We start from the raw sequence: 21,367 nt of genomic DNA, 5'->3' as shown, positions 1-21,367 counted from the left end.
TCGCCCCCTCCCTTTCGCGTAGCGAAGGGGAGGGCTGGGGAGGGGTTGGCTTTTGGCTGCGTCATGCAGTTGTGGCTTCGCGGCTTACGCCGCTCCTACAAGAAGCTTGGGCCTGATGGGTTGGTTGGTGAAGCCTCTGCCGAGCATGGCTCGGCACTACATCGCCCCCTCCCTTTCGCGTAGCGAAGGGGAGGGCTGGGGAGGGGTTGGCTTTTGGCTGCGTCATGCAGTTGTGGCTTCGCGGCTTACGCCGCTCCTACAAGAAGCTTGGGGCTGATGGGTTGGCTGGTGAAGCCTCTGCCGAGCATGGCTCGGCACTACAGGTGCCCTAAACAAAACGGGCAGCCATTGGCTGCCCGTTTTTTTATCTCAATCAGGGAGGCGCTTAGTAGCGCAGCAGCGCCGAGCCCCAGGTGAAACCGCCGCCGAAGGCTTCCAGCAGCAACAGCTGGCCGCGCTCGACACGACCCGAACGGATCGCTGCGTCCAGTGCCAGCGGCACCGAGCCGGACGAGGTATTGCCGTGCTTGTCCACCGTCACCACCACGCGGTCCATCGGCATGTCCAGGCGCTTGGCCGTGGCTTCGATGATGCGCAGATTGGCCTGGTGCGGGATCAGCCAATCCAGGTCGGACTTGTCCAGCCCATTGGCCTGCAGGGTTTCATCAACAACCGAGTCCAGCGCCTTGACGGCGTACTTGAACACGTCGTTGCCCTTCATGACGATGTGGCCTGGCTTGTCGAAGCCGACCGATACACCAACCGGATCCCACAGCAGCTCCTTCTTGCTGCCGTCGGCATGCAGATGGGTGCTGAGAATGCCGGTGTCTTCGTCGGCCTTGAGCACGACGGCGCCCGCGCCATCGCCGAACAACACGCAGGTGGTGCGGTCAGTCCAGTCGACGATACGGGTCAGGGTTTCCGCGCCGATCACCAGGACGTGCTTGGCATCACCGCTGCGAATGAATTTGTCGGCCACGCTCAGGGCAAAAAGGAAGCCCGAACACGCCGCATTGACGTCAAACGCCGCCGAACCTGCCGCACCAAGGCGGGCCTGGATCAAGCAAGCGGTAGACGGGAAAATAAGATCCGGCGTGGTGGTACCCACGATGATCATGTCCAGCTGCGAGGCCTCAATACCGGCAGCTTCCAGCGCGCGCATGGCGGCGTGGTAGCCCAGGTCACTGGTGGTTTCGCCTTCGGCAGCGATGTGCCGCTCACGGATACCCGTGCGCGACTCAATCCACTCGTTGGTCGTCTCGACAATCTTGGTCAGATCATCGTTGGTCAACACTTTCTCGGGCAAATAACTACCAGTGCCCGCGATCCTCGAGTAGATCCGCTTGCTCATGCTGTTTCCTATTGCGCGAAGCCGCCCGCAGGCGGCTCCGGAAGAATCGGCGCAACAACCGCCACACTCAGGTGGCGGTAGCCGTCACAAATCAATCTTCTTCAGCGACCAGGGTCGACTTGGTCGTGATCACCTTCTTGCCACGGTAGAAACCGTCAGCAGTGATGTGGTGACGCAGATGCACTTCACCGGTGGTCGGATCGGTGGACAGCTGCTTTGCGCTCAGGGCGTCGTGGGCACGACGCATGCCGCGGCGGGACGGGGTAACACGGGATTTCTGCACAGCCATGGGATTGCTCCAAACTCGGTTTCGTTTGCTTCGTCGTTTAATTGCACAGGACGCCAGCGTCCAGCACTACTCGCTTTCGCCGCAGCCGCCGACGATTACCGGCCGCAATTATTTCTTCAGCGCTGCCAATGCCGCAAAGGGATTGGCCTTGCTCAATTCTTCTTCGGTCGCGGTGAAGTCCTGTTCGACTGCCTCGCTTCCTGGCGCCAGCGCTACCACCGGCACCGCCAACACCAACTCGTCTTCCACAAGATCCAGCGGACGCAGGTTGCCGTCTTCCGGCACCAGCATCGCTTCGTATTCCTCTGGAAGCGCAGATTCTTCTTCTTCGTCCTTGATCAAGCCCAAGCGCTGCCTGATCGACACCGGCAGCAGGAAACGCTGCATGGTGCGCTGACAGATCAAGGGCAGCTCGGTATCGATGGTCAGATCGACGTACGACACCTGCAGGATGTTGTCTCGATCGAATTCCAGTGAATACGTGCACTGGCCTTCAGTATCGGCAACCAGACCCTGCAAGCGGGTCAATTCGGACAAAGGCACCTGGCCGTCAAAGCGCCTGCGCGCTATGACCATCCGCCAAGCATCCAGCAATTCGGGTACGTTCGCGGACATAAGCTGCAGAATGTTAAGGAGTAGCCACGCCGCTGTCAAACCCAAAGCGACGGAAACATTGTCAGACCGGTGGCGGCGCAGCAGACTGGCCGTCCCGAGCCGCGTATTTTTACACATGAAGCCCCTGATTCTCGCCTCCACATCACGATATCGCGCTGAATTGCTTAACCGGCTCAGGATTTCGTTCAGTTCGGCCGCCCCGGAGGTGGACGAAACCCCGCTTCCCGGCGACCTGCCGGCCCAGCTCGCGCAGCGCCTGGCCGCCGCCAAAGCTGAAGTCATCGCCCGCCAGCACCCCGGCAGCTGGGCCATTGGCTCGGATCAGGTCGCAGAGCTGAACGGGCAGCCGCTGGGTAAACCTGGCACCCGTGAGGCGGCCTGCAGGCAGCTGGCAGCGATGTCCGGCCACGAGGTGCTGTTCCACACCGCCGTCTGCGTAAGCGACGGCACTACGCGCCACCAGGCCAGCGATCTGACCCGCGTGCGCTTCCGCACGCTGCAGAGCGCCGAAATCGAGCGCTATATCGACGCCGAGCAGCCACTGGATTGCGCTGGCAGCTTCAAATGCGAAGGGCTGGGTATCACCTTGTTCGAGGCCATCGAGAACAGCGACCCTACCGCCCTGATCGGCCTGCCATTGATCCAGACCGCGCGCCTGTTGCGACTGGCCGGCTATCAACTGCCCTAGAGCCGGCGGCTTCCAGTAGCCCGGGTAAGCGCAGCGCACCCGGGAGCCAGGATCTAACGTCAACCCAGGTTTGCCGCCAACAGCCCCGGGTGCGCTTCGCTTACCCGGGCTACCGTGCTGCTGCAGCAAGCCGGCTATCGGCTGCCCTAGCCTGCGGCGGCTGCACCGGGAACCCACGCCCGCACATCAACATGCAGGCGCGGGCCAGCCTTATTTGATCTCGAACGGCTGTTCGGCCCAGGTTTCCACGCTGCCGTCGTTGCCATGCAGACGCAGCCCCAGCCAATGGGTGCCAGGCTTCAGGCCGGACGTATCCAGGCGCGCATCAAAGCCGGTATTGGGATGCTGCGGGTCGTTGGAAATCTTCCAGAACGGGCGCACGTCGAAGGCGCGCCCGTAGCGTGCGTCGCCCGCGCTGCGGCCGTCCAGCAGCAGCTCAACCCGCGAAAGACCCACGCCGTCCTTGAAGGCCCAGCCAGTCACTTCCAGCGCGCCATCCACTGCCTGACCTGCCAACGGCGTTTCCACCCACGCCATGGCCGGCGTCACGCAGGGCCCGGGCTGTTTTTCCGCCGGCAACCGGAACAGCAGAAAGCGCTGGAATCCATGATCGAGCGAAACCACCCGTGGTGGCGGCAGCGGCCCCACCAGCTCACAGACCTTGTGGTAATGCGCCAATAGATCGCGGTAGCGCTGATCCCCCGGCGACAACACCAACAACACCGGCGTGGAGCGGCTGCCATCGCTGATCAGCTTCCACAGCGCCAGCTGTGCGGTACGCCCGTGCCTATCATTGAGCGCGTGCGGCAGCACCTTGATGTTCGGATCATTGAGGCGGAAGCCCAGCTCCGCGCCCACCTTGAAACTGCCGGCCAGCAACTCGTTGTCTTCCGGCATCTGCGAGAGCTCATCGCGCACGCCTTCGGCCAGTTGCTGCCAGCCGGCGAAATTCCGCGGGTAGTACTTGCTGCCCGCCATGTGCTCACGTAGTGCGGGCGAGGCTGCCAACAGGTAATAACTCATGGCCAGCAGCAGCCCCAACGAGGTCGTCGCCCACAGCGCGCGCCGCCAGCGACGCGACCAGTGGCTGAGCAGCGCCGGCACGCAGACCAGCAATGCCAGATAGCCCGGCAGTGGCCAATGGAAGCTGACCCGCTCCACATCGGTGAAGAAGCCAAGCAGGAAGATCAGCAAGGTCGAGGTGGCACCGACCAGCGCGAAGTAACGCCATTGCAGATGATGGAAGCCGCCCTGCGCATGCCGCAAGCCCTTGCCGGCAACCACCGCCATCGCCGCAAACAACAGCGGCGTCACCAGCAACGGCTGGATCACCAGGAACAACACACCCTGCCACTGGAAGGCCCAGGGGTGACGTTCGACCAGCTGGAATTTGAGGCCGGCATCCTGGTTGTCCAGGTTCCAGGCCAGCAGCGGCACCCAGGCCGCGACGCCGACTGACAGAGCAATCCACACACGCGGATCGCGCAGCATTTTGCGGCCTTCCGGCAACACCAGCAGTGTGATGAAGCCCACCGCGATCACGCCGATAAAGCGGTAGTGGCTCAACGCGCCCATCAGCAAGCCACAGGCCAGCAACAACGCACCGCCCGCACCCACGCCGCGCAGCAGGCGCGCACCGGCATCCAGGCACAGCAGGGCCGCAATCGCCATCGGCACGTCCGGCACCGCCAGGATGCCCAGCGTTGCCGACAACGGCATCAACAAGGCCAACGAACCGGCGCGCCAGCCCATGCGTGCACCAAACCAGCGTGTGCAGATGCTGGCAACCATCCACGGCAATGCCGCGCCCATCAACAGGAACGGCAAGCGCACGCCCAGGCGATGGTCTCCGGCAACCTCGACGCCCAGCCGCGTAAGCCACGCGGTGAGCCCGGGCAGATCCGAATAGGCCATGGCCAGATGCTGGCCTTCCTGCCAGTAGAACGCTTCATCCACGAACAACGGAAGCTGCGATGCCAGCAGCACCTTGGCGGTGGTGACCAATACCCACAACACAAGGAAGGTCACGTATGCGCGTTGTTCACCCCTGATTGCCACGTACACTTCCTTCAGCCCAAATATCGAGACGACCATGACCGTGGCGCCGCCCGGAATGCTAACCGAAGTAACACTACAGTCCCTATCGGCGGCGCAACAGCAGGTCAATTCCCTACTGCTGGGCAAAGCGCAGGAAGTGCGGATGGCCTTTGTCGCGCTGCTGTCCAGCGGACATCTGCTGATCGAAGACCTGCCCGGCCTGGGCAAGACCACCCTGGCCCATGCCATGGCGTCCAGCCTCGGCCTGCAGTTCCAGCGCGTGCAGTTCACCTCGGATCTGCTGCCCGCCGATGTGCTCGGCATCTCGGTTTACGAAGCTCATAGCCGCAGCTTCCAGTTCCACCCGGGCCCGGTGTTCTGCAACCTGCTGCTGGCTGACGAGATCAACCGCGCACCGCCGCGTACACAGAGCGCATTGCTCGAAGCGATGGCCGAGCAGCAGGTGACACTGGATGGCGTCACCCACAGCTTGCCGGACCCGTTCTTTGTGATTGCCACCCAGAACCCGGTGGACATGTCCGGCACCTTCCCCCTGCCGGACTCGCAGCTGGACCGCTTCCTGCTGCGCCTGACCCTGGGCTATCCCAACGCCGAGGCCGAGCGCGCCCTGCTGGCTGGTGAAGACCGTCGCGACCTCATCGCCCGCGTCACCCCGTGCCTCTCCGAGCAGGACCTGCGCAGCCTGCGCGAAGCGGTGGGCCAGGTGCACGCCAGCGATGCACTGATTGATTACGTGCAGGCCTTGATCACCCGCAGCCGCCAACACCCCGGCGTGCGTGTTGGCCTGTCGCCGCGCGCCGGCATCGCCTTGCTCCGTGCTGCCAAGGCGCATGCACTGCTGCTTGGCCGCCGCCATGTCATTCCCGAAGACGTGCAGGCCTTGTTCATCGCCGTGGCCGGGCATCGCCTGGTCGGCGAGGCCGAAGCTTCTTCGGGCCCGGCACTGGCACGCGCCATCCTGCACAGCGTGCAGGTGGATTGAGGTGCGTGCAGCGTTGCGGCAGCGCCTGCAGGCACTGCAGTTGCTGGCACGGCCACGGCAGCCGGAAGACCTGCCGGTGCAACTGGACCGGCGCCGCATCTACGTGCTGCCTACCGGCTTTGGCCTGTTCCTGGCCGCCTTGCTTGCAGTGATGCTGCTAGGCGCACTGAACTACAACAACAACCCGGCCTTGTTGCTGGCACTGGTACTGGCAGCCACGGCACTGGCCAGCACGCTGCAGGCCCATCTGCAGCTATCCGGCCTGCGCCTGCAGGCTTTGTCGGCCGATCCGGTCGCCGCCGGCAACCCCATCCGCCTGCGGCTGGCGCTTGCACGCAGCGACCGCCGCCCGCGCCGCGCCCTGCAGCTGGACTGTGCGCAGGCCCGTACCCACCTCAATCTGGAGCAGGACAGCCAGGCCGAGGCCGATCTGTGGCTGCCTACCCAACAACGCGGCTGGCTGGATCTGCCCCGCATCCGCGTGGCTACCACCCAGCCGCTGGGCCTGGTCCGCGCCTGGGCCTGGTTCTGGCCGGATACCGCCCTGCTGGTCTATCCCAGCCCCGAACCCAACGCGCCGCCATTGCCGGACGCAGGCAGCGCTTCCACCCGCACCCGCGTGCATCCGCAGGGCGAGGAACTGCAGCAGATGCGTCCGTACCGCAGCGGCGACTCGCGCCGCAGCATCGCCTGGAAGCACTCCGCGCGCCGCGACGAACTGCTGGTGCGCGAATACGAGCGCCCCTACGGTGCCGAGCTGGTGCTGGACTGGCAGCAACTGCGCGCCCTGCCGCATGAGCGCCGCATCTCGCGCCTGGCCCGCTGGGTCGACGAGGCCGAACGCGAAGGCCGCAGCTACCAACTGCGCCTGCCCGGCATGCCGCCGTTGGGGCCGGCCAACGGTGATGCCCACCGCCACCTTTGCCTACGCGCACTGGCGCTGCTTCCGGCCGCATGAAGATCCCCTCTCCCGCCCTGAGCGCAGGCACCCGCGCCTGGATCAACCTGGTCACCGTGCTGTGCCTGCTGCCGCTGTTGCTGCAGTTGCCCGTCACGCTGGCAGTGGTGTTCGCCGTCACCACGCTGCTGGTGGCGCTGTGGTCGTGGCGCCATGCCATGCCGCTGCCACTGCGGCTGCTGCTGGTCGGCATCATGCTGGCCTGCATCTATTGGCAGATGGGCATCCGGCCCGGCCGCGATACCGGCTGCGCCCTGCTCGCCGCGATGCTGGCGATCAAATCCAGCGAACTGCGCAATCTACGTGACGCACGCAGCCTGATCGGCTTCGGCCTGTTTGCCCCGTTCGCCGCCTTCCTGCTCGACCAGGGCCCGAGCACCCTGCTGATGTCCGCGGCCGCCGTGGTCACCGCCCTGCTTGCCCTGCAGCGGCTGGCCGATGAAGAAGTCGGCATCGCCCACCTGCCCGCACGCGCCCAGCTGCGCACCGTCGGCCGGCTGATGCTGCTTGCCCTGCCGTTGGCGTTGTCGGCGTTCTGGCTGGTGCCGCGCCTGCCCACGCCGCTGTGGGGCACGCCGGAACGTGCCGCCGCACGCCCGGGCCTGTCCGGCAGCATGCAGCCCGGCGGCTGGATCGACCTGATGGCCGATGACAGCCCGGCGCTGCGCGTGGAGTTCTTCGGCCCGGTGCCGGCGCAGAACCAGCGCTATTGGCGTGGCCCGGTGCTGACCCGTTTCGACGGCCGCCGCTGGACCCGCCTGGAAAGCCAGCAATACGGGCAACCGCCGGCCGTGCGTTCGGCCGCCGGGCGCTGGGATTACCAGATTGAGTACGAGCCCACCGACCGCCGCGAACTGGTCGCCCTGGACCTGCCACTGCAAGCCCCCAGCGGCAGCTATCTGGATGCCGATTACAGCCTCAGCGCACCACAATTGCTGACCACGCTGAGCCGTTGGCGCATGCAATCAAGTGCTGCAGAAGCCTTCCAGAGCGAGCTGCCACAACGCCTGCGCCAACAGGCCCTGCAGCTGCCGGAGGGCTTCAATCCACGCACCCTTGCGCTGGCGCGGCAATGGCGCGGCGAAGCCGGCAACGACCCGGCGGCGCTGGTACAGCGCAGTCTGGAATGGATCCACCGCGACTTCGCCTACACCTTGGCAACGCCGCTGGCCGGCCGCCATTCGGTCGATGAATTCCTGTTCGACCAGAAGGCCGGTTATTGCGAACATTTCAGCGCGGCGTTCGTGGTCCTGATGCGCGGCGCGGGCATTCCCGCACGCGTGGTCACCGGCTACGCCGGCGGCGTGCGCAACCGCTTCGGCAACTACTGGGTGGTGCGGCGCCTGGACGCACATGCCTGGGCCGAAGTCTGGCTGCCGCAGCGCGGCTGGGTACGGGTAGACCCCACCGCCGCCGTGGCCCCGGAACGCATCTACGACACATTGGAAGATCGCGTCGGCGACAACGATGCCGGCGCCGATGGCATGGGCTTGGCCGGGCGTTGGAGCAGCCTGCTGCAGTACAGCGACTATCTGCGCCGCGGCTGGAACACCGCCGTGCTGTCCTTCAACGCCGAGCGTCAGCAGCACCTGCTCAGCGCCATCGGCATCAAGCAGTTGAACCCCTCGCAGCTGGTTGCCTTGTTTGCCGGTTTCGCCGTGCTGGCGCTGGGCCTGATGGCCTGGCTGCTGGCGCGCGGCGAGCGCCAGCGCGACCCCTTGCTGCGCGCCTGGCACGGGCTGGGCCGGCGTTACCAGCGCCTTGGCCTGGGCCGCGAGCCGTCGGAAACCGCCAGCGACTGGGCCGCGCGGGTGGACCGCGCCCGCCCCGGCAGCAACCTGTTGGCACTCAGCCAGCGTTTCACTCAAGCGCGCTACGCTGGCGTCCGATCGGATGTCGTTTCATTATTGGCGGACCTGCACAGGCACCGCCCGAAACCCGGAGTACGAACATGAAGACCCGCATCCTCCTCGTTGCCGCCGCCAGCCTGGTGCTGGCTGCCTGTGCCACGGCCCCCAAGCCGCTGCAGGGACAGTTCACCCCCGTTTCGCCGCGTGACGCGGTGGCGCAGAAGCAGACTGGCGCACCGGTGCGCTGGGGTGGCCGCATCATTGAAACCATCCCCGGCCAGGGCGAAACCTGCTTCCAGATGATCGCCCGCCCGCTCAATGGCAGCGGCCGTCCGAGCACCACCTCGTCCGATGCCAGCGACGGCCGTTTCCTGGCCTGCCGCGCCGGCTTCTATGATCCGGCGGTGTTCGAGCCGGGCCGCGATGTGACCTTCATCGGCCGCATCGATGGTTACCAGACCACCAAGATCGGCGAATACGATTACCCGCTGCCCAAGGTTGCCGCCGACGTGGTGTACCTGTGGCCGGTGCAGCGCGAAGTTGAAGTGGTACCCGCCTACCCCTACGGCCCCTGGGGCCCGGGTTGGGGCCCCGGCTGGGGCTGGGGTTACCGCGGTTGGTGGTAACAAACTGAAAACGCCGCCCCAAGGGGCGGCGTTTTTGTTTGGCTCTTTTGTTCTTCACTTTTTTGTTCTTGGCTTTTTTGTTCTTGGCTTTTTTGTTCTTGGCTTTTTTGTTCTTGGCTTTTTTGTTCTTGGCTCTTCTGTTCTTGGCTCTTTTGTAGGAGCGGCGTAAGCCGCGAAGCCACAGATCCATCAAACACAACAAAGCACAGCCAACCCCTCCCCAACCCTCCCCTTGCCTGCGGCAAAGGGAGGGAGCGCAGCCCGCCACGCCCCCTTTTTTGTGGGAGCGGCGTAAGCCGCGAAGCTAAAGACCTTCCGCCGCGAGAAGCCACAGGCCCTCCCGCGAACTGCATCCCGCAATCAACAACTACGCAGCTGAGCCAAAGCAATCGGCCGTTGTTTTGTTGTTGTCAGTTTCGCGACTTACGCCGCTCCCACAATCAACACAACGGCATCAAATCACGCGCCAAAATGCCCCAGCGGCGCGCCGGCAAGCAGGTGCAGATGGATGTGGAATACGGTCTGGCCGGCATCTTCGCGGCAGTTCATCACGATGCGGTAGCCATTCTCGGCAAACCCTTCCTGGCGCGCATAAGCGGCCGCCGCCAAAGCCAGCTTGCCGATCAGGTGCGCCTGCGTCGGCTGCAGATCATCCAGAGTCGGGATGACCTCGTTCTTCGGGATGAAAAGCACATGCACAGGCGCCTGCGGGGCAATGTCCTTGAAGCCCAGCACGTCCTCGTCTTCGTAGACGATGGCGGCGGGAATTTCGCGGCGGATGATCTTGCCGAAAATGGTGTCGGTCATGGAAAGGCTCGCTGCAGTAAACGTCCTACAGCTTACAACCCCAGCGTGGCTTATTCGCCGACTTCGCTACGGCTGCCGAAAGCATGCGACAAGGTGCCGCGGTCCACATATTCCAGCTCGCCGCCCAGCGGCAGGCCCTGCGCCAGACGGCTGGGGCGCACCTTGTTGCGACGTGCCAGCTGCGCCAGGTAATGCGCGGTGGCCTCGCCTTCAACCGTGGAGTTGGTGGCGATGATCAGCTCGGTGACTTCGCCCTGCGCCAAGCGCGTTTCAAGCTGATCCAGGCCCAGTTCGCGCGGGCCGATGCCATCCAGCGGCGACAAGCGCCCCTGCAGCACGTAGTACACGCCGCGATAGCTGGTGGCATGTTCAATCGCCAGCCGATCGGCCGGTGATTCGATCACACACAGCATCTGCCGCTCGCGGCTGCTGCTGGCGCAGACCGGGCACAGCTCGGTTTCGCTGAAATCGCGGCATTGCTTGCAATGGCCGATCTTCTCGATGGCTTCGGCCAGCACGTCCGACAGACGCTGGCCGCCATCGCGGGCGCGTTCAAGCACGTGGTAGGCCATGCGCTGGGCCGTCTTCTGGCCAACACCTGGCAGCACCCGGAAGGCTTCGATCAGTTGTTCCAGCAGCGGCAGGCTCATCACAACGGTCTCATCACAGCAGGCGTATCGCTAAAACAAGCGCGCGAAGCCCGGAGGCTTCGCGGCGCGGGGACGTGCATGCGCCGGGCGAGCCGGCGCCGGCCACATCAGAACGGCAGCTTCATGCCCGGCGGCAGCTTCATGCCGGCCGTGGCCGAGCCCATGCGACTCTGCGATTCGGCGTCGATCTTGTTGGCAGCATCGTTGAACGCGGCTGCGATCAGGTCTTCGGCCATTTCCGGATCGCTCAGCACCGACGGATCAATACGCACCTTGCGGCACTCCTTGGTGCCGCTCAGGGTCACGCTGACCATGCCGCCGCCGGCGCTGCCGGTGACTTCCAACTTGGCGATTTCTTCCTGGGCCTTCTGCAGGTTTTCCTGCATTTTCTGGGCCTGCTGCATCATTTGGGCGATATTGCCGCGCATGCTGTTTACTCTTTGAAGGGACGGATGGAATCGGCCACGACCCGTGCACCCTGCTGTAACAGCTGTTGCACCTGGGGGTCGGCCATGAACACGGCTTCGGCCGCTGTTTGCTGTTCGCCGCGCTGGCGATCAGCGCGTTCGTGCAAGGTTTCGGCCTGGACGTTGCCGGTTTCAATGAGGATCTTAGGCGTGCTGCCCAAGGCCTGCGAGAGCGCCTGCGCCAAGGCATTCAAGGCGCGCTCAGACTGCAGGTACTCAAAGCCCGGCAACAAGGCCAGCCGCAGCACACCGTGCTGGAAACTGACGAAGGCCGCATTGGCCGCCAGCTCGCGCGAAGGCCCGGTCAGGCTGCTGTCGGCAACCAGATCCAACCATTGCTCGGCATCGTTCAAGGCGCGCCCGCCCTGTGCAGGTGCCACCGGTTCGATGGCGATACCGCTGGGACGTGCCGGCGCGGCCGGCTGAACCGGCTGCGCTGCGGCTACCGGCGCGGGTTTGGGCATTTCGGGCGCTGGCGGCGACGGTTCCGGCATCGCCATTTCGGCGGCCATCGCCTCGTCACGCGCATTCGCTTCCGCGGCTTCGACCGCCCACGGCGGCAGATCTTCGTCAGCTGCTACCGGCTTGGCGGCTTGCGGCGGGACCGGTGCTGCCACCGGCGTCGGCACAGGCTCTGGTGTGATCGCAGCGGTTTCCACCACTGGCTCAGGCGCGGCTTGCAGCGGTGCGACTGGTGCCGGTGCGGGCATCGGTTCGGGTTTGGATTCGGGGGCTGGCTGCACCGGCGCTGCTGCAGCCGGTACGGCCTGTGCTTCAACCGGCTTGGCTGCCTGCGCTTGTGAACCCGCAGCGGCCGGCGTGGCCTGGCTGCTACCGCCCATACCTGCGCCAGCACCCGGAGCGCCACCTTCCGGCATTGCCGGTACCGCGCCCGCCGGGCGGAACGCAAGCATGCGCAGCACGGCCATTTCAAAACCCGCGCGCGGACTGGGCGCCAGATGCAGATCGCGACGGCCACCCAGGGCCATCTGATACCAGAGCTGCACCACTTCCGGGCGCAGGCGCTGCGCAAAGGCCACAGCATCGATGCCTTCGCCCGGCACCGAAGCACCCGGCACCAGCTGCTGCACCTGGATACGATGCAGGCCTTCGGCCAGCGCATCCAGCACGCCACTCCAGTCCGGCGAGAACTCCGCCAACCCGGCAACCACCTGCAGCAGCCGCGCGCCTTCGCCATCGGCCAGGGCATCCAGCATGGCACTGACCTGAGTACGATCGACCGTGCCCAGCATGGTGCGCACCACGTCGTCGCGCAGCGCGCCGCCGGCATAGGCAATGGACTGGTCCAACAGCGACAAGCCGTCACGCAGCGAGCCATCGGCCGCACGCGCCAGCTGCACGATGGCGCTGTCGTCGAATTCAATCTGCTCGGCGGTCATGATCCGGGTCATCTGCCCGCGGATCTGCTCCTCATCCAACCGCTTCAGGTTGAACTGCAGGCAGCGGCTGAGCACCGTGACCGGCAGCTTCTGCGGATCGGTGGTGGCCAGCAGGAACTTCACGTGTTCCGGCGGCTCTTCCAGCGTCTTCAGCAGCGCATTGAACGCCGCCTTGGAAAGCATGTGCACTTCGTCGATCAGGTAGACCTTGTACTGCCCGCGCGAGGGCATGTACTGGGCGTTCTCGATCACCTCACGCACGTCATCCACGCCGGTATTGGACGCGGCATCGATTTCCAGCAGGTCGATGTAGCGGCCGGCGTCGATATCCAGGCAGGCCCGGCACTGACCGCAGGGGTCAGCACTGGTGCCGTTCTCGCAGTTCAGCGATTTGGCGAAGATGCGGGCAATGGTGGTCTTGCCGACACCCCGGGTGCCGGTGAACAGAAAGGCGTGGTGGACGCGGCCACTGTCGAGCGCATTGCTGAGCGCGCGGACCACGTGTTCCTGGCCCACCAACTCGGCAAAACGCTTCGGACGCCACTTGCGGGCAAGGACGAGATAGGACATCAGGCAACCGTCTTCATCTGAAGCCCCATTGTGCCATGGCCGGCCCATCCACCAGCACCCGCTCAGGGGGCGCTTGTGAACGGCCGCCAGTCCCTATAGAATCCACGCCCCTGCCGAGGCATTAGCGCGGCAGGATCCGGAGAGGTGTCCGAGTGGTTGAAGGAGCACGCCTGGAAAGTGTGTAAGCGTCTAAACCGCGCTTCGGGGGTTCGAATCCCCCTCTCTCCGCCAGATAAAAAAGAAAAGGCCGCCCATTGGGTGGCCTTTTCTTTTATTCGGGGGAAAGCATGGGGGACGAGAGCCCCAACGGGTTCGACCGCCGACGCAGCCGGTGGGACGGCGCAGCCGCCCGAAGGGTGAAGGTGCGCAGCACCGAATCAATCCCCCTCTCTCCGCCAGATAAATGAAAAAGCCGCCCCTTGTGGGCGGCTTTTTCATTTAGCCGCCGAACCGGATTACGTCCCGCTTCTCAGATAGCCGCGCTTCAACAAAAAGCATCAAACCCGCAAGCGCACTACGGCGACTCACCCAGGAATGTAGCGACTTTAGCTAGCGCCTCATCAACCACGCCAACAGGCGCTCGCTCCACCTTTCGTGCGCCGCGCGCACTCAAATCCATGCTGCGCAGGTGATTGACCAGGACCACACCCTGCGTCTCGGTGCCCGTGGCTGACAACGACACCGCGAAGCCCGCATTTCGCCCCACCATTCCGCCTTGCGTGATGGGGGCAACGATCGCCAGACCTGTGCCGTTGAATGCCGCAGGACTCAGGACAAGCGCCGGACGCATGTCGCCCTGCATTTCCTGGCCGGCGCTGGGATTGAGCTGGACTCGAACGATGTCGCCACGATCAAATCGGGGACGACTCACCACGCTTCGTTACCCACGGGCTTGCTGCTGTTCCAGGCAGCCAGTTCTTCGTCCTGCGGGGCGTTCAAATCACACTGTGCCAGCAACTCCGATAACTGGTAGCGCGGCCGTGCCCGGACCGGAGTCAAGATCAACGTGCCGTCTTCGACGCCAATCTCGAGCGTGTCACCGCTGCCCAGATCCATGGCTTTGAGAATGGACGCAGGCAGGCGCACGGCTGCGCTATTGCCCCAACGCTGAATTTTGGCGTGCATGATGCCTCCACAGATGTAGATACATTGTAGATCCACACTTCCGCCACAGCAAACCCGCTACAGGATCAGGTTCACGCACCAACCAGCCATCGGGAAATCCCCAGTCGCAGCTGGAGTTGCAGCGCCATCCCTCAGATCCAGACAGGACCCATGGCCGGTCAGAGGCCGCTTGGACATGCTAGGTTTCCAATATTAGACCGATCCAAAAGGTGCGGGATGAAGCAGTTTGGCGCGACCCTGTTGGTACTTGCAGCAACCGTAGCAACCTCTTCTCTGGCGCCGTCTTCGGCAATGGCGGCCTCGCCCGCCGCCAACGAGGCCGCCTACTCCGCCGTGAACCCTTTCATCGGCACTGGCGGCGAGGGCCACACCTATCCGGGTGCGACTGTCCCGTATGGCATGGTCCAGCTCTCGCCCGATACCCGCATCCAGTCGCGCAAGAACGGCTATGGCTGGGCGGCCGGCTATCGCTATGACGACAGCACGATAGTCGGCTTCTCGCATACGCACTTCTCCGGCACCGGCCACTCCGATCTGGGTGATCTGCTGCTGATGCCGACTACCGGCGAGTTGAAGCTGGAGCGCGGCAATCCAGATCAGCCCCTGAGCGGCTATACCTCTCGCTTCAGCCATGCCAGCGAGACCGCGCAGCCGGGCTATTACGCGGTGACATTGGACGACTACAAGGTGCGCGCCGAGCTCACCGCCAGCGCGCGCGTCGGCATGCACCGCTACAGCTTCCCGGCCGGCAAGCCGGCGCATGTGGTGCTGGATCTGCGAACCAGCATGTACGACTACCCGGGCAAGATTCTGTGGTCGCGGGTGCGGGTGCGCCCAGATGGCACGGTCACCGGCTTCCGCGAGACGCGCGGTTGGGCGCCGGGCCGGCAGCTGTATTTCGCGATGCGTTTTTCGCAGCCGCTCAGCGGCCATCAGCTGCACGACACCGAGCAGGATGTCGCCTACAAGGGCTTCCCGCCTCCGGGTGAAAAGGACCCGACGCAGCGCGCGCAGATTGAAGGCCGGCAATTGGTTGCAGCCTTTGATGTCGCGCCGGAAGCTGGCAAGCCTTTGCTGGTGAAGGTGGCGATTTCGCCAGTCAGCGAGGAAGGCGCGATTGCCAATCTGGATGCGGAAGCGCCGGGCTGGGATTTCGATGGAATGCGCGCCGCAGCCAAGCAGCAGTGGAGCGAGGCGTTGGGGGCGGTCGAGGCGCAGGGCAGCGCGGATGAACGCACCCGTTTCTACACCGCGCTGTATCACACGCTGCTTGGGCCGACCTTGTTCATGGACAGCGATGGTCGTTATCGCGGGCCGGACAACGCGGTGCACCAGGCCAAGGGCTGGACCAACTATTCGACCTTCTCGTTGTGGGATACCTATCGCGCCCTGCACCCGTTGGCCACGCTGGTGCAGCCGCCACAGCGCACCAATGACTTCGTCAATTCACTGCTGGCCTCACGCCGCGAAAGCCCTTACGGCGTGCTGCCGGTGTGGTCGTTCCACGGACTGGAGACATGGTGCATGATCGGCTACCACGCGGTGCCGGTGATCGCCGATGCCTATATGAAGGGCATCCGCGGCTACGACACCGAAGAGGCCCTGCAGGCGATGGTCGCCAGCGCCAATTACGGCCCATATGACGGCATCGCGCAGTACCGCGAGCTTGGCTATGTGCCGATAGACGAGGAAGGCGAAGCGGCCAGCAAGACGCTGGAATATGCCTATGACGACTGGACCATCGCGCAGGTGGCCAAGGACATGGGCAAGACCGAAGTGGCGAACGAGTTCAACAAGCGTGCGGCCAACTGGAAGCATGCCTTCGATCCGGGCACCGGCTTCATGCGTGCGCGCAAGCGCGATGGTAATTTCCGCGAGCCGTTTGATCCCAGCGCCAGCGGTTACGGCACGGACTTCACTGAAGGCAATGCCTGGCAGTATTCATGGTATGTGCCGCAGGATGTCGCTGGATTGGCGGCGGCGCATGGCGGCAGCGACAAGCTGCTGCAGCGATTGGACGATGTGTTTGAAGCCAAGGTTGACCCGTCGATCTTCGCGCACATGGAAGACATCACCGGCCTGATTGGTTGGTATGCGCATGGCAACGAACCCAGCCATCACGTCGCCTATCTGTATGCGCATGCGGGGCAGCCGTGGCGTACGCAGGCACGCTTGAAGCAGATCATGGATACGCAGTACGCCGCGCGCCCGGATGGCTTGGCCGGCAATGATGATCTTGGGCAGATGTCGGCTTGGTATGTGTTTACTGCATTGGGTTTCTATCCGGTTACGCCGGGTAGCAACCAGTACATCATTGGTCGGCCGTTCCTGCCGCAGGCGACCTTGAATCTGCCTGATGGGAAGCGCTTCAGCATTGTGGCTACGGGACTGGATGCTGCGCATACGTATGTTGGTTCGGTGAGCCTCAATGGCAAGCCGTTGGACCGGGCGTATGTGACACACCAAGAGATTGTTGCTGGTGGAGAGCTGCGGTTTACGATACAGGCTGAGCCGAACAAGTTGTGGGCTTCGGATTCGGCGAAGTTGCCTTACTCGATGTCGCGTTGATTTGATCTTTGCCTTTTATCGCTGTGCTCGGTGGAAAAAAGCACGCTTCGCGCCCCCTCTCCCCAACCCCTCTCCCGCAAGGGGGAGAGGGGCTAACGCCAAAACAAAAACACATTGCAGCCCATGCTGATCCGCCCTTACCAACCCGCTGACGCCGACGCCTGCCTGTCGCTGTTCGACAGCAATGTGCCCGAGTACTTCACGCTAGCCGAACGCACTGACTTCGCGCAGTTTCTACAGCGCGATGCGCAGGGTTGCGACTATCAGCAGATCGAGCACGAAGACCGAGTCGTCGCTTGTGGCGGCTTGGCGATGCGGGCCGATGGCATCGCCGTTTTTTGCTGGGGCATGGTCGAACGCAGCCTGCAGCGGCAGGGATTCGGCAAGCAATTGAGCCTGGCGCGTTTACAGCAGGCCAGGCAGAACCCGAACGTGAAACGCATTGAGCTCAGCACCAGCCAGCACACGCAGGCTTTCTATGCCCAGCTCGGCTTCGCCACGACCCGGGTCGTGGTGGATGGCCACGGCCCGGGTCTGGATGCGGTCGAAATGACGCTGGTGCTGCGCGAGCACTGATGCTGCTGTCAGCTGCTGGACAGCTTCATCAGCACCAGGCCGCTGACGATCAGCACCGCCGCACCAATGCGCATCGCGCTGATCTGCTCGCCAAGAAACACGATGCCGATGATGAACGCGCCTACCGCGCCAATGCCGGTCCAGATGGTATAGGCGGTACCCAGCGGCAAGGTGCGCATTGCCAACGCCAGCAACCAGAAGCTGGCGATCATGCCGACGATGGTCACAATGCTGGGAACCAGCTTGGTGAAACCGTGGGATTGCTTCATTGCCAGCGCCCACACAATTTCCAGCGCACCTGCAATCACGAGATAGATCCAAGCCATACAGCCTCCTAGAGAAGCCAGGCCGTCCTGGGTGAAGTCCCGTGATGGGCGGAGGTCGTCCTCCGTTGGGCGGGCATTCTATCCAAGCCGGACGTTGTGGGCCGCCAAACGGCGGCAGCGGGTTACACGGGGTTCAAGCCGGAAGTCTGGTCGGCTGGTGCATGCATACGTTACAATCGCCGCACACGATCAGGACCTGCTCCAGTTTGTGTCCGATCCATGAAGCATCGGCGGCTGATGATCCCATCGCCCCGGCCTCTCGTATCGTGAATGGCCGCGCATCGCGCGGCCTGATCGTCTCTATGGTGGCCCCGTCGGCCCCTCGCGACGCTAGGTCGAAAATCCCGCCAGGGCCGGAAGGCAGCAACGGTATCGATCGACGCGGGCGCCGAGGTAAGCCGGCGGGGTCGCCACCTTTTTGGGCCCTGGAAAATGACGCTGCTTGAGCAGCGGCGTTGCTTGTGCGCGTTGTAGCCCGGGTAAGCGCAGCGCACCCGGGGATCCGAACGGCGCACTTGCCGAGCGATCGACTGATTGCCGCCGTTGGCTTGGCTCATTTTGAGTTGCGACCTGTCCGACGTGCGTCCCGGGTGCACTGCACTTACCCAAGCTACGCTGCTGCGGACGGTGCGGGTGAAGCTGATCTGGACTGGCTCCGGCCTTGCCCTCACCCCAACCCCTCTCCCGCTAGCGGGAGAGGGGCTCGGATATCGTTTCTATTGAGCGGCTGACGCGTCGTGCAACTGCGCGGCTTTTACAGCCGCGACAGCTGCAACTTGACCCTCACCCCTCAAACGGCTCCGCACGCGGCGCCGTCGGCTCAGCCAGTACCACGCGCTCGCCCGGCATGGCCACGCGGTGTCCGCGGGCGCGCAGTGCTTCGCCGTCGGCGCTGCTGGCGTAGTGGTAGAGCATCATCCGCGCCTGCGTGGCGGCGTCGTATTCGCGCTCCAGGTCATCCACACCGGTGTGCGACGGATTGCCGTGCAGGCCGCAGTCGTGGGCGATCAGTTCGTTGTCGCCGGCAAAGCGCGCCAGCATCTCAGGGATCGGGCGGGTGTCGCCGCTCCATACCAGCGCGCCCTGCAGGCGCAGGCCGTAGGCGGTCTCCGGCCAGTGGTGGCGTACCGGGAATACTTCCAGGCGCAAGCCTTCATGCCAGAACGCATCGCCCACCACGATCAGTTGGAAGGCATCCCAGAAGTTGGCGCCACCTTCGGCGAGCACGTTCGGGTAGTCCCCTACCCGCTTGTGCAGCAGCGGGACCAGCGGTGCCGGCACATACAGCCGCACCTTGCCGCGTCGCAGTGGGTTGAAGAAGGCATCCACGAACAGGCGCTCGAAGCCGGCCACGTGGTCCAGATGGATATGGGTGACGAACACGGCATCAGGCATCGCGCCGTAATGCCTGCGATAGGCAGTCAGGCCTTCGCCGCCGCAATCGATGGTCAGCCACGGCAGGCCGCCATGCTCGATCACCGACATCGGCGAACCCAGCTCCACCGCCGACGCATTGCCGACACCCAGAAAACGCAACGCCCAACTCATCTCACACGCCCCGGTTCCAGGCCAGATCATAGGCGCGGCGCAGCCGCGCATAGTCCTGCTCGACGTCCTCGCGGCTGCGCGCGCCGCGCAGCTTCAGCAGCGAGCGCAGCAGGCGCTTGAGGTTACGCTCGCGCCAGCGGGTAGCTGGAATGCGCAACACACCGCGGTCGAAATCGATCAGCCAGCCACGGCCGGCATCATCAAACAGAATGTTGTGGGCGTTCAGATCGGCATGGTCCAGGCCGGCCCGGTGGAAACGGGCGATCATCCGCCCGGCCTCTTCCCAGGGCGCGGCACGGCCGGTGACCTGCGCGTGATCGGCCAGCGAGCGCACGTCTTCCAGCCGCTCCATCAGGATTGCCGCCTCATAGCGCAGGCCTTGCCGCATGTAGAACGCCGCATACGGGCGCGGCACCGGCAGCTTCTGCGCAATCAACTCCCGCATCAGCCGGAATTCGGCAAAACTGCGCGTGCGGTTGGCACCGCGCCACAGGTAGCTGCTGCGGCTGAATTTGGCGGCGACGCCACCGCGCAGGTACTGGCGCAGCACGCTGCGGCCGAACGGTGCGTCGATGAACCAGGCCCCGCCACGGCCACCATCGCCGACCGGATGCGCCTTGCTGCCCCATTGCGCAGGCGCGAACAAGCCGGGATCGGCTTGCCGCAGGCGTTCGCGGTCGAACAGAATGGCGCCATAGCCACGACCATCGCGGCAGGGCGTCAGCGCTTCAGTGGCGTCAAATGCGACCATCATCAGCGAGTCTAACAACACATGCCTGCATCGTCCTCCCCACTGTGTCTCTTACGCCTCTCGGCATTGGGCGATGTGACCCATGTGGTTCCGCTGGTACGCACGCTGCAGCAGGGTTTTCCGGGCACGCCGCTGCATTGGGTGATCGACAAGGCCGGTCACAAACTGCTCGATGGCCTGCCCGGGGTCAGCTTCCATATCTACGACAAAAACAGCGGTTTGGCGGGAATGCGTGCGCTGCGTCGCGAATTTCCAGCCGGTCGCTTCGAGGCGCTGCTGCAGATGCAGGTAGCCGCGCGCGCCAACCTGCTGTCAGCCTTCATTCCGGCCAAGCGCCGCATCGGCTATGACAAGTCGCGTTCCAAGGACCTGCATGGTTTGTTCATCAATGAGCGCATCCCCGACCGACCGGGCATCCACGTGCTCGACGCCATTGGCAGCTTCTGCGAGCCGCTGGGGCTGAAGCAGACCACCGTCAGCTGGGACCTGGCAACGCCAGCGGAAGCGCACGAGTGGGCGCGCGCGCAATGGGACGAAGACGGCCGCCCGGTGCTGATGATCTCGCCCTGCTCCAGCCACCAGCGCCGCAACTGGTATGCCGAGCGCCACGCCGCGCTGGCCGACCATGCGGCAAGCCAGGGCTGGCGGGTCGTGCTGTGCGGCGGCCGCAGCGAGCTGGAGCGCAGCACCAGCGATGCCATCCTCGCGGCGATGAAGCACCCGGCACTGGACCTGGTGGGCAAGGACACGCTCAAGCAATTGCCAGCCCTGCTGGCGCGCGCCTCACTGCTGGTGACCCCCGATTCGGGGCCGATGCATATCGCCAACGCGGTAGGCACCAAGGTGCTGGGCCTGCACGCGGCCAGCAACCCGGCGCGCAGCGGCCCCTATTCCGACCGCCGCTATTGCGTGGACCGTTACGACGACGCTGCCCGCCGCTACCTGCACAAGCCGGCCAGCGCGCTGAAATGGGGCACCAAGATCGAGTTCGACGAGGTGATGTCGCTGATCACCGTCGATGATGCGATTGGCGCGTTCGAGCGCTATCGCGCGGATCATCAAAGCTGAGCAGCCGCGGGAACCACATTTTTGTGGCAGCGGCGTAATCTTGTAGTAGCGGCGTAAGCCGCGAAGCTTGCCATGCTGCAGCGCCAGGCATTCC

At 64.3% G+C, this 21,367-nt stretch carries 21 protein-coding genes, 1 tRNA gene and 1 other RNA gene; 10 read left to right on the top strand and 13 right to left on the bottom strand.

The window, feature by feature from the left end; all coding sequences use genetic code 11:
- Nucleotides 1-385: 385 nt before the first annotated feature.
- From ACVOKO_RS15700 to ACVOKO_RS15690, 3 genes are all read right to left on the bottom strand, one after another.
- The gene (locus tag ACVOKO_RS15700) at nucleotides 386-1,351 is read right to left on the bottom strand and encodes a beta-ketoacyl-ACP synthase III (protein WP_346499808.1); all 966 of its coding nucleotides are present in this window, start codon (nucleotides 1,349-1,351) and stop codon (nucleotides 386-388) included.
- A gap of 91 nt (nucleotides 1,352-1,442) precedes the next feature.
- Nucleotides 1,443-1,640, bottom strand: a complete 198-nt coding sequence (gene rpmF, locus ACVOKO_RS15695) for a 50S ribosomal protein L32 (protein WP_057628937.1) — start codon at nucleotides 1,638-1,640, stop codon at nucleotides 1,443-1,445.
- Between the two features lie 108 nt (nucleotides 1,641-1,748).
- Nucleotides 1,749-2,255: a YceD family protein gene (locus ACVOKO_RS15690; RefSeq protein ID WP_346499807.1), complete on the bottom strand. Its 507-nt coding sequence runs from the start codon at nucleotides 2,253-2,255 to the stop codon at nucleotides 1,749-1,751.
- Between the two features lie 115 nt (nucleotides 2,256-2,370).
- Here ACVOKO_RS15690 and ACVOKO_RS15685 point away from each other — a divergent pair, with 115 nt between their 5' ends.
- Nucleotides 2,371-2,943 (top strand): Maf family protein, encoded by a 573-nt coding sequence (locus ACVOKO_RS15685; protein ID WP_346499806.1) that lies wholly within the window; start codon nucleotides 2,371-2,373, stop codon nucleotides 2,941-2,943.
- Between the two features lie 210 nt (nucleotides 2,944-3,153).
- Here the strand turns inward: ACVOKO_RS15685 and ACVOKO_RS15680 are convergent, their stop codons facing one another.
- Nucleotides 3,154-4,995, bottom strand: a complete 1,842-nt coding sequence (locus ACVOKO_RS15680; RefSeq protein WP_346499810.1) for an ArnT family glycosyltransferase — start codon at nucleotides 4,993-4,995, stop codon at nucleotides 3,154-3,156.
- A gap of 61 nt (nucleotides 4,996-5,056) precedes the next feature.
- On the opposite strand from ACVOKO_RS15680, the gene ACVOKO_RS15675 reads away from it, so the two are divergent.
- From ACVOKO_RS15675 to ACVOKO_RS15660, 4 genes are read left to right on the top strand one after another with little or no spacing between them, the layout of a single operon-like run.
- On the top strand, nucleotides 5,057-5,983 hold the full coding sequence (locus ACVOKO_RS15675) for an AAA family ATPase (protein WP_346499805.1): 927 nt from the start codon (nucleotides 5,057-5,059) through the stop codon (nucleotides 5,981-5,983).
- A 1-nt stretch (nucleotide 5,984) separates the two neighbouring features.
- On the top strand, nucleotides 5,985-6,941 hold the full coding sequence (locus tag ACVOKO_RS15670; RefSeq protein WP_346499804.1) for a DUF58 domain-containing protein: 957 nt from the start codon (nucleotides 5,985-5,987) through the stop codon (nucleotides 6,939-6,941).
- The gene (locus ACVOKO_RS15665) at nucleotides 6,938-8,896 is read left to right on the top strand and encodes a transglutaminase TgpA family protein (RefSeq protein ID WP_346499803.1); all 1,959 of its coding nucleotides are present in this window, start codon (nucleotides 6,938-6,940) and stop codon (nucleotides 8,894-8,896) included. Before ACVOKO_RS15670 ends, ACVOKO_RS15665 begins: the two co-directional genes overlap by 4 nt.
- Complete coding sequence (locus ACVOKO_RS15660; protein WP_346499802.1) at nucleotides 8,893-9,417, top strand: Slp family lipoprotein; 525 nt, start codon at nucleotides 8,893-8,895, stop codon at nucleotides 9,415-9,417. Before ACVOKO_RS15665 ends, ACVOKO_RS15660 begins: the two co-directional genes overlap by 4 nt.
- A gap of 459 nt (nucleotides 9,418-9,876) precedes the next feature.
- Here ACVOKO_RS15660 and ACVOKO_RS15655 read toward each other — a convergent pair whose 3' ends face one another.
- The 4 genes from ACVOKO_RS15655 to dnaX all read right to left on the bottom strand — a co-directional run bounded on the left by ACVOKO_RS15655 (nucleotide 9,877) and on the right by dnaX (nucleotide 13,311).
- The gene (locus ACVOKO_RS15655) at nucleotides 9,877-10,224 is read right to left on the bottom strand and encodes a histidine triad nucleotide-binding protein (protein ID WP_346499801.1); all 348 of its coding nucleotides are present in this window, start codon (nucleotides 10,222-10,224) and stop codon (nucleotides 9,877-9,879) included.
- Between the two features lie 50 nt (nucleotides 10,225-10,274).
- A complete protein-coding gene (gene recR / locus ACVOKO_RS15650) occupies nucleotides 10,275-10,874 on the bottom strand; it encodes a recombination mediator RecR (protein ID WP_346499800.1) in 600 nt (199 codons plus the stop codon).
- Nucleotides 10,875-10,981: 107 nt separating this feature from the next.
- Nucleotides 10,982-11,302, bottom strand: a complete 321-nt coding sequence (locus ACVOKO_RS15645) for a YbaB/EbfC family nucleoid-associated protein (protein ID WP_057629296.1) — start codon at nucleotides 11,300-11,302, stop codon at nucleotides 10,982-10,984.
- 5 nt (nucleotides 11,303-11,307) lie between these two features.
- On the bottom strand, nucleotides 11,308-13,311 hold the full coding sequence (dnaX, locus tag ACVOKO_RS15640; RefSeq protein WP_346499799.1) for a DNA polymerase III subunit gamma/tau: 2,004 nt from the start codon (nucleotides 13,309-13,311) through the stop codon (nucleotides 11,308-11,310).
- A 138-nt stretch (nucleotides 13,312-13,449) separates the two neighbouring features.
- Here dnaX and ACVOKO_RS15635 point away from each other — a divergent pair.
- Nucleotides 13,450-13,542 (top strand) — tRNA-Ser (locus tag ACVOKO_RS15635).
- Between the two features lie 283 nt (nucleotides 13,543-13,825).
- On the opposite strand, the gene ACVOKO_RS15630 is transcribed toward ACVOKO_RS15635, so the two are convergent.
- The gene (locus ACVOKO_RS15630) at nucleotides 13,826-14,182 is read right to left on the bottom strand and encodes a type II toxin-antitoxin system ChpB family toxin (RefSeq protein WP_346499798.1); all 357 of its coding nucleotides are present in this window, start codon (nucleotides 14,180-14,182) and stop codon (nucleotides 13,826-13,828) included.
- Nucleotides 14,179-14,436: an AbrB/MazE/SpoVT family DNA-binding domain-containing protein gene (locus ACVOKO_RS15625; RefSeq protein WP_346499797.1), complete on the bottom strand. Its 258-nt coding sequence runs from the start codon at nucleotides 14,434-14,436 to the stop codon at nucleotides 14,179-14,181. The genes ACVOKO_RS15630 and ACVOKO_RS15625 overlap by 4 nt, the downstream gene beginning before the upstream one ends.
- Before the next feature lie 291 nt (nucleotides 14,437-14,727).
- Here ACVOKO_RS15625 and ACVOKO_RS15620 point away from each other — a divergent pair, with 291 nt between their 5' ends.
- Both ACVOKO_RS15620 and ACVOKO_RS15615 read left to right on the top strand, forming a co-directional pair.
- Nucleotides 14,728-17,004: a GH92 family glycosyl hydrolase gene (locus ACVOKO_RS15620; RefSeq protein ID WP_346499796.1), complete on the top strand. Its 2,277-nt coding sequence runs from the start codon at nucleotides 14,728-14,730 to the stop codon at nucleotides 17,002-17,004.
- Nucleotides 17,005-17,127: 123 nt separating this feature from the next.
- Complete coding sequence (locus ACVOKO_RS15615; RefSeq protein WP_346499795.1) at nucleotides 17,128-17,580, top strand: GNAT family N-acetyltransferase; 453 nt, start codon at nucleotides 17,128-17,130, stop codon at nucleotides 17,578-17,580.
- Between the two features lie 8 nt (nucleotides 17,581-17,588).
- On the opposite strand, the gene ACVOKO_RS15610 is transcribed toward ACVOKO_RS15615, so the two are convergent.
- Nucleotides 17,589-17,906 (bottom strand): DMT family transporter, encoded by a 318-nt coding sequence (locus ACVOKO_RS15610; protein WP_346499794.1) that lies wholly within the window; start codon nucleotides 17,904-17,906, stop codon nucleotides 17,589-17,591.
- Between the two features lie 311 nt (nucleotides 17,907-18,217).
- On the opposite strand from ACVOKO_RS15610, the gene ffs reads away from it, so the two are divergent.
- An RNA gene (ffs, locus tag ACVOKO_RS15605) (signal recognition particle sRNA small type) lies at nucleotides 18,218-18,314 on the top strand.
- Between the two features lie 375 nt (nucleotides 18,315-18,689).
- On the opposite strand, the gene ACVOKO_RS15600 is transcribed toward ffs, so the two are convergent.
- Nucleotides 18,690-19,454 (bottom strand): MBL fold metallo-hydrolase, encoded by a 765-nt coding sequence (locus tag ACVOKO_RS15600; RefSeq protein WP_346499793.1) that lies wholly within the window; start codon nucleotides 19,452-19,454, stop codon nucleotides 18,690-18,692.
- Nucleotide 19,455: 1 nt separating this feature from the next.
- On the bottom strand, nucleotides 19,456-20,205 hold the full coding sequence (locus ACVOKO_RS15595; protein WP_346499809.1) for a 3-deoxy-D-manno-octulosonic acid kinase: 750 nt from the start codon (nucleotides 20,203-20,205) through the stop codon (nucleotides 19,456-19,458).
- Between the two features lie 21 nt (nucleotides 20,206-20,226).
- Here ACVOKO_RS15595 and ACVOKO_RS15590 point away from each other — a divergent pair, with 21 nt between their 5' ends.
- Nucleotides 20,227-21,273, top strand: a complete 1,047-nt coding sequence (locus ACVOKO_RS15590; protein ID WP_346499792.1) for a glycosyltransferase family 9 protein — start codon at nucleotides 20,227-20,229, stop codon at nucleotides 21,271-21,273.
- Nucleotides 21,274-21,367: the final 94 nt, after the last annotated feature.

Source organism: Stenotrophomonas sp. STEN240, assembly GCF_056756175.1.
Note: the sequence above shows the minus strand (reverse complement) of the source record. Positions and strands in the feature narration are given on the sequence as shown.

Coding starts and splice junctions, on each gene's coding strand:
- ACVOKO_RS15645 (WP_057629296.1), bottom strand. CDS start 11,302: ATGCGCGGCAATATCGCCCAAATGATGCAGCAGGCCCAGAAAATGCAG.
- ACVOKO_RS15610 (WP_346499794.1), bottom strand. CDS start 17,906: ATGGCTTGGATCTATCTCGTGATTGCAGGTGCGCTGGAAATTGTGTGG.
- ACVOKO_RS15595 (WP_346499809.1), bottom strand. CDS start 20,205: ATGGTCGCATTTGACGCCACTGAAGCGCTGACGCCCTGCCGCGATGGT.
- recR (WP_346499800.1), bottom strand. CDS start 10,874: ATGAGCCTGCCGCTGCTGGAACAACTGATCGAAGCCTTCCGGGTGCTG.
- ACVOKO_RS15600 (WP_346499793.1), bottom strand. CDS start 19,454: ATGAGTTGGGCGTTGCGTTTTCTGGGTGTCGGCAATGCGTCGGCGGTG.
- ACVOKO_RS15590 (WP_346499792.1), top strand. CDS start 20,227: ATGCCTGCATCGTCCTCCCCACTGTGTCTCTTACGCCTCTCGGCATTG.
- rpmF (WP_057628937.1), bottom strand. CDS start 1,640: ATGGCTGTGCAGAAATCCCGTGTTACCCCGTCCCGCCGCGGCATGCGT.
- ACVOKO_RS15675 (WP_346499805.1), top strand. CDS start 5,057: ATGCTAACCGAAGTAACACTACAGTCCCTATCGGCGGCGCAACAGCAG.
- ACVOKO_RS15625 (WP_346499797.1), bottom strand. CDS start 14,436: ATGCACGCCAAAATTCAGCGTTGGGGCAATAGCGCAGCCGTGCGCCTG.
- ACVOKO_RS15700 (WP_346499808.1), bottom strand. CDS start 1,351: ATGAGCAAGCGGATCTACTCGAGGATCGCGGGCACTGGTAGTTATTTG.
- ACVOKO_RS15665 (WP_346499803.1), top strand. CDS start 6,938: ATGAAGATCCCCTCTCCCGCCCTGAGCGCAGGCACCCGCGCCTGGATC.
- dnaX (WP_346499799.1), bottom strand. CDS start 13,311: ATGTCCTATCTCGTCCTTGCCCGCAAGTGGCGTCCGAAGCGTTTTGCC.
- ACVOKO_RS15685 (WP_346499806.1), top strand. CDS start 2,371: ATGAAGCCCCTGATTCTCGCCTCCACATCACGATATCGCGCTGAATTG.
- ACVOKO_RS15690 (WP_346499807.1), bottom strand. CDS start 2,255: ATGTCCGCGAACGTACCCGAATTGCTGGATGCTTGGCGGATGGTCATA.
- ACVOKO_RS15655 (WP_346499801.1), bottom strand. CDS start 10,224: ATGACCGACACCATTTTCGGCAAGATCATCCGCCGCGAAATTCCCGCC.
- ACVOKO_RS15620 (WP_346499796.1), top strand. CDS start 14,728: ATGGCGGCCTCGCCCGCCGCCAACGAGGCCGCCTACTCCGCCGTGAAC.
- ACVOKO_RS15660 (WP_346499802.1), top strand. CDS start 8,893: ATGAAGACCCGCATCCTCCTCGTTGCCGCCGCCAGCCTGGTGCTGGCT.
- ACVOKO_RS15615 (WP_346499795.1), top strand. CDS start 17,128: ATGCTGATCCGCCCTTACCAACCCGCTGACGCCGACGCCTGCCTGTCG.